The organism is Brevundimonas sp., from assembly GCF_052436175.1.
Classification (GTDB): Bacteria; Pseudomonadota; Alphaproteobacteria; order Caulobacterales; family Caulobacteraceae; genus Brevundimonas.
In genome coordinates, this window is record NZ_JBQVNM010000008.1 from 65,603 (window position 1) to 71,602 (window position 6,000).

Sequence of the window (6,000 nt, forward strand, 5' to 3'; positions counted from 1 at the left end):
GAAACGAGCCAGTCCCGCTTTGACGCGGCGGCGGCCGATGAAGAAGACGAAGGGGCGCTTCCCATGGCCAAGACCATCCTCGTGGTCGACGACGATCCGACCCAGCGCCGCCTGGTCCAGGCGGTGCTGGAGCGCGAGGGCTTCGCCGTGGTCCACGCCGAATCCGGCGACGAGGCCCTGAAGCGGATGCAGGGCGGCGGCGGCGCCGATCTGGTCCTGCTCGACATGGTCATGCCCGGCCTCAGCGGCATGGAGACCCTGGCCGAACTGCGCGCGGGCGGCGATACGACCCCGGTCATCGTCCTGACCGCCAACGGCGGCATCGAGACGGTGGTCAAGGCCATGCAGGCCGGCGCCCAGGACTTCTTCATCAAGCCGGTGGGGCCCGAGCGCCTCGCCATCGGCGTCAACAACGCCCTGCAGATGACCCGGCTGACGGCCGAGGTCGGACGGCTGAAGAAGCATGTCGCCGGGCGCACCACTTTCGACGACCTGATCGGCGACAGTCCGGCCATGCGGATGGTCAAGAGCTTCGGCGCCCGCGCCGCAAAATCGAACATCCCCGTCCTGATCACCGGCGAGAGCGGCGTCGGCAAGGAGGTCATCGCCCGCGCCCTGCACGGCGCCTCGGACCGCGCCGGCAAGCCTTTCGTGGCCGTCAACTGCGGCGCCCTGCCCGCCAATCTGGTGGAGTCGATCCTGTTCGGCCACGAGAAGGGCGCCTTCACCGGCGCGGTGGACAAGACCCTGGGCAAGTTCCGCGAGGCCGAGGGCGGCACCCTGTTCCTCGACGAGATCGGCGAATTGCCGCTCGACATGCAGGTCAAGCTGCTGCGCGCCCTTCAGGAGAGCGAGATCGACCCCGTCGGCGGCAAGCGCCCGGTCCGGGTCGATGTCCGCATCGTCTCGGCCACCAACCGCGACCCGGCACAACAGGTCAAGGAAGGCGCCTTCCGCGAGGACCTCTTCTATCGCCTGAACGTCTTCCCGATCGATGCCCCGGCCCTGCGCGACCGGCGCGAGGACATTCCGGCCCTGGTCGACCACTTCATCACCCGCTTCAACGCCGAGGAAGGCAAGCGGGTCTCCGGCGCCGCGCCCGAGACCCTGGCCCTGCTGACCGCCTTCGACTGGCCCGGCAACGTCCGCCAGCTGGAAAACGCCGTCTATCGCGCGCTCGTCCTGGCCGATTCTCCCTGGCTCCAGCCGCACGACTTCCCTGCCATCTCCGGCGTCGCCGCACCGCTGTCAGCGCCTGAGACGACCGCCCCTGCGACCTCGACCGGCCTCGACCTGCCGCCTCCGCCCGAAACCCCCGTGCGCATCCTCGACGAGCGCGGCCATCTGCGGACGCTGGAGGAGATCGAGCGCGACCTGATCCAGCACGCCATCGAGGCCTATGCCGGTCACATGTCGGAGATCGCCCGTCGCCTCGGCATCGGTCGCTCGACCCTGTATCGCAAGGTTCGCGAGCAGGGGCTGGAGGGCGCCGTGCACGACCAGGACCGCGCCGCGGGCTGATCGGGAGCGGCCGTGCCTTTCAGGCAACAATCCGCTGCATGAAGCCTATTGTGTCTGAAATGTAACCACTTTGCCCGACGGACGACGCGCCTTCGTGCGTTGAAGGGTGCGACACGTGGAATCAGCGACCGGACGCCTCCGAGCGGTCTCGTCCGGATTCCACGGTCGCACCGTTTTGCATTGAAGACCAGGGCGACCCCAGAATGACGATAGCCGCCGCGATCCTCTACGCGCTCGCCTCCAGCGCAGCGCCTGCGGCCGAGCCTGCCGGACCCGCGCCCTCGACTGCCGTGGCGGCGCCCGTGCAGACCCAGACGTCGCCGACGACGCCCGCGACCCAGCCCGACCCGGAAGAGGACGTCCCGACCGGCGTCGCCTCGTCGGACGCCTATGACCTCGGCACCGTGACGGTCACGGCCGCCAAGCCGCGCGGCAGCGTCCAGGGCGACATTCCGCCGGACATCGTCCTCGACGCCGAACAGCTTCAGGCCTACGGCGCCTCGAACATCGCCGAACTGCTGACGGCGCTTGAACCCCTCACCCGCTCCAGCCGGGGCCGTTCCGACGCCGGGCCCATCGTCCTGCTGAACGGCCGACGCACCACCGGCTTCCAGGAAATCCGCGGCATCCCGTTCGAGGCCATCGAGCGCACCGAAATCCTGCCCGAGGACGTGGCCCTTATCTACGGCTACAGCGCCGATCAGCGCGTCGTGAACATCGTCCTGCGCGACAACTTCCGCCAGGGCTCGGTCCAGCTCCAGGCGCGTGGCCCCTCGCAGGGCGGCCGACTGACCAGCGAGATCGAGGGCAATGTCTTCAATATCCAGGGCAACAACCGCTGGAACCTCGACGTCGAATACGAACGCGCCACGGCCCTGTTCGAATCGGAGCGCGACATCGTCCGCGATCCGGGCAGCCAGCCCTTCGACCTGGTCGGCAACCTGCGCGGCGTCCCGAACGGCGCGGAGATCGACCCCGCTCTCTCGGCCCTGTTCGGATCGACCGTCACGGCCGTGGCCCTGCCGGCCAACGACACCAGCCTGACCCTCGCCGATCTGGCGGCCGGCGCGAACCAGACCCGCACGGGCAACTTGGGCGATTACCGCACCCTCCTGCCCCGCACCGAAAGCTCGCAGGTTCGCGGCTCCCTGGCGCGCGACCTGAACTCGACCACCCAGGGCACCCTCAGCCTCAGCCTCGAGGACAGCTCCAGCCAGAGCCTGCTGGGTCTGCCCGGCCTCACCCTGACGGTCCCCGGCGCCAACCCCTTCTCGCCCCTGACCAACGACGCCCTGCTGTATCGCTACGTCGAGGCGCCGGACGTGATGACGCGCGACAGCGACACCCTGACGGCGAATCTCGGCGTGATGCTCAACGGCTTCCTCGGCGACTGGCGCTGGACCTTCAACGGCTCCTACGACCGCACCGAGAGCGACTCCACCACCGGCCGGGGCTTCAACGCCTCGGGCTGGCAGTCCGATATCAACGCCGGGGCCAACCCGTTCGGCGACATCCCCCTGGACCGGCTGACGGCGCTTCAGGACACCTCGAAGTCGGTGTCCAGCGGCGGCACGGCCGAGGTCATCTTCAGCGGCCGCCCGTGGGAGGGCCCGGCCGGCGCCCTCCAGGCGACGTTCAAGGCGGGGGCGGACACCCGCACCCTGGACTCCGAAAGCGTCCGCTCCGGCGTGTTCAACGAGGGCTCCCTGTCGCGCGACCGGGGCTACGCCACCGCCAGCCTCTCCCTGCCCATCGCCAGCCGCAACCGCGAGGTGCTCAAGGCTCTGGGCGACCTCTCGGTCAACCTCAACGCCGGCTATGACGAACTGTCCGACTTCGGCGGCCTGACCACCTTCGGCGCCGGGGTCAACTGGTCGCCGATCGAGATGCTGTCGCTCTCGGCCAACTACACCAACGAGCAGGGCGCGCCGACGGTGTCGCAGCTGAACGATCCGGTCGTCACCACGCCCAACGTCGCCGTCTACGACTTCGTCACTGGCCAGACGGTCAACATCACCCGTGTCACCGGCGGCAACCTCGGCCTGAACTCCGACAACCGGGAGGTGGTCAAACTCGGCTTCAACCTGCGCCCGACCAGCAAGTGGGATCTCCAGCTCAGCTCCAACTACACCTGGAGCCGGACGGATGACGACATCGTCTCCTTCCCCACCATCACCCCCGATCTGGAAGCCGCCCTGCCCGAGCGGTTCACGCGCGACGCCTTCGGCAATCTGACCGCCATCGACGCCCGTCCGCTGAACTATGAGCGGTCCGAACGTCAGGACGTCCGCACCGGCTTCAACTTCTCCATGCCCTGGGGCAAGCCGAACGCCCAGGCGGCGGGCGGGGGTCGTCCCGGCGGTCCCGGCGGGATGATGATGGGCGGACCGCCTCCCGGAGGCGGCGGCGGCGGCGGGCAGTTCCGCATGGGCGGAGGCCCCGGCGGCGGGGGGGGCGGCGGTCGCAATCGCGGCCCTCAGATGCAGCCCGGCCAGGGCCGCTTCAACCTGTCGATCTATCATACCTACCGGCTTCAGGATGAGATCGTGATCCGCGAGGGTCTGCCGATCATCGACCAGCTCAACGGCGGCTCGACCAGCGCCCGGGGCGTCTCGCGTCAGCAGGTCGAGCTCCAGGCCGGGGTCTTCCGCAACGGCTTCGGCGGCTTCATGAACGCCACCTGGCGCGACGGCACCCGCATCAACGGCGCCACCGACGCCCAGGACATCAGCTTCGGCGACCAGACCACGGTCAACCTGAACGTCTTCGCCGACCTCAACTCGCGCACCAGCTGGGTCGCGAAATTCCCGATCCTGAAGGGCGCCCGCATCAACCTCGGCGTCGAGAACCTGTTCGACAGCCGCGTCGATGTGCGTTCCGTGGGCGACCTGCCGCTGAACTACCAGCCCGACTACCTGGACCCCCAGGGCCGGATCATCCGCATCAGCCTGCGCAAGATCCTGTTTTGACCCCTCGCGGGCCGGACGTCAGTCTCCGGACGGCTTCCGGCCCCAGCGGGGCTTCGGCGCCTCGCCCTTGGCCTTCTTGGTGATCTCTTTCAGTTTGCGGCCCTGCATGGCGGACAGGGCCTGACCGGGCGCGCCGAGCTCCGGGTCGCCGAAGGCGCGGCCGTGGGTCTTCACCCGCTCGCTGACCGAGTCGAGGAACTCCCCTTCCCATTCGGACAAAGAAACGCCCGCCTGCTCTGCCGAGCGGCGGGCGCGTTTCAGGGCGTTGAGAGCGGCGCGCTGGTTCGCCTTGCGCTCGGCCTCGAACGGACTGGCAGGGGACCGCTTGATCCCCTTGCCCGACCCGATCGGAGCGCTGCGCTTCAGGGTCAGACTTCGCCGAGAGCCGACAGATAGAGGTCGAGGATCGCCTCTTCCTCCTGACGCTTGGCCTTGTCCTGCTTGCGGATGCGGATGACCTTGCGCAGCACCTTGACGTCATAGCCCTCGCCCTTGGCCTCGGCGAAGACCTCCTTCATGTCGGTCATGACGGCCTGCTTGTCCTCTTCGAGGCGCTCCAGACGTTCGATGATGGTGCGCAGCCGGCCCTGGGCCGTGGCGTTCAGGACGTCGGGCGAGGCGTCGAAGGCGGCGTCATCAGGCATAATTCTTGTTCCTTCGGAACGCGCTAACGCTCGACGCGCGGCGTCTCGCTGCTTGAGCGCATTCGGTGGTTTGGTTTGGGCCGGACGCTAACCATACGCAGGCGCGCGTCTCAACCACGAACACGAAAAAGGCCGCGGACAACGCCCGCAGCCTGTGGATCGTCTGAGCTCAACCGCGAGCGACCGCGTCGCTCGCGTCAGCTCAAAAGGGCTTAGCCCTGCTTCGCCTTGAAGCGCGGGTCGGTCTTGTTGATCACGAAGACCACGCCCTTGCGGCGCACGACCTTGCAGTCGCGGTGGCGGGTTTTCAGCGACTTGAGCGAGCTACGGACCTTCATGGTCGGGCGTCCTGAGGCAAATCAAAATAAAAGAGCCGCAAGCGAGGCTGCGGCGGAGCGGTGGCTATAAAGATTCGGGTCTGGATCGTCAACCGGTCAGTGGCGAGTGATGAGTGGCGAGTGGCGAGTGGCTCAGCCTATGGCCTCGCGCTCAAGTCGTGAGCGACCGCGTCGCGAACATAGCGCGTCGCGAAGCGACATGAAAAAGGAATGGAGGCCTGGCCTCCGAGTTGAACGGAGGGTCTATGGGCTTTCGGGCCCATCGCGTCGCCCCTCCGCCACCAGGCCGTTTCAGAGAGCACGGTCCTTCTAGCGTTCCGACATTAACGGCCCGGAATCAGACGCGGTTAGCGGGCCATTGACCATTCGGGCTTCAGCATCGGCAACCGATCCTCCGCTTCGCGCGCTTGTGATTGCCCCTCTGCGCCCCCGCCCCCTAAGGCTGACTGATGCGTTTCAAGTCCCGACTCCTTTTCGCCGCCTGCGCCGCCGCCACGGTCGCGGCCTGCGGCCCGATGCTGCCCGAGC

Annotated in this window: 5 protein-coding genes; 2 read left to right on the forward strand and 3 right to left on the reverse strand. The window is 68.0% G+C overall.

Going from position 1 to position 6,000, the window contains the following annotated elements; all coding sequences use genetic code 11:
* The first annotated feature begins 63 nt into the window (after positions 1–63).
* Together ACT6QK_RS03735 and ACT6QK_RS03740 are read left to right on the forward strand one after the other, a co-directional pair.
* The gene (locus ACT6QK_RS03735) at positions 64–1,521 is read left to right on the forward strand and encodes a sigma-54-dependent transcriptional regulator (RefSeq protein ID WP_444596461.1); all 1,458 of its coding nucleotides are present in this window, start codon (positions 64–66) and stop codon (positions 1,519–1,521) included.
* A gap of 203 nt (positions 1,522–1,724) precedes the next feature.
* Positions 1,725–4,490: a TonB-dependent receptor gene (locus tag ACT6QK_RS03740; protein ID WP_444596462.1), complete on the forward strand. Its 2,766-nt coding sequence runs from the start codon at positions 1,725–1,727 to the stop codon at positions 4,488–4,490.
* 18 nt (positions 4,491–4,508) lie between these two features.
* Here the strand turns inward: ACT6QK_RS03740 and ACT6QK_RS03745 are convergent, their stop codons facing one another.
* The 3 genes from ACT6QK_RS03745 to ykgO form a co-directional block, all read right to left on the reverse strand.
* Positions 4,509–4,820, reverse strand: coding sequence for a hypothetical protein (locus ACT6QK_RS03745; RefSeq protein ID WP_444596469.1), 312 nt, complete (start codon positions 4,818–4,820; stop codon positions 4,509–4,511).
* A 38-nt stretch (positions 4,821–4,858) separates the two neighbouring features.
* Entirely contained in the window at positions 4,859–5,134 is a 276-nt protein-coding gene (locus ACT6QK_RS03750) for a DUF2312 domain-containing protein (protein ID WP_444596463.1), read from the reverse strand.
* A 212-nt stretch (positions 5,135–5,346) separates the two neighbouring features.
* Positions 5,347–5,472 carry a type B 50S ribosomal protein L36 gene (gene ykgO, locus ACT6QK_RS03755; protein ID WP_008263184.1) on the reverse strand — a complete coding sequence of 42 codons (126 nt, stop codon included), beginning with the start codon at positions 5,470–5,472 and terminating at the stop codon, positions 5,347–5,349.
* Positions 5,473–6,000 lie beyond the last annotated feature (528 nt).

What these genes read in the sequence shown, in the direction of transcription:
- ACT6QK_RS03735 (WP_444596461.1), top strand. Translation starts at nt 64, where the DNA reads ATGGCCAAGACCATCCTCGTGGTCGACGACGATCCGACCCAGCGCCGC.
- ACT6QK_RS03740 (WP_444596462.1), top strand. Translation starts at nt 1,725, where the DNA reads ATGACGATAGCCGCCGCGATCCTCTACGCGCTCGCCTCCAGCGCAGCG.
- ACT6QK_RS03750 (WP_444596463.1), bottom strand. Translation starts at nt 5,134, where the DNA reads ATGCCTGATGACGCCGCCTTCGACGCCTCGCCCGACGTCCTGAACGCC.
- ykgO (WP_008263184.1), bottom strand. Translation starts at nt 5,472, where the DNA reads ATGAAGGTCCGTAGCTCGCTCAAGTCGCTGAAAACCCGCCACCGCGAC.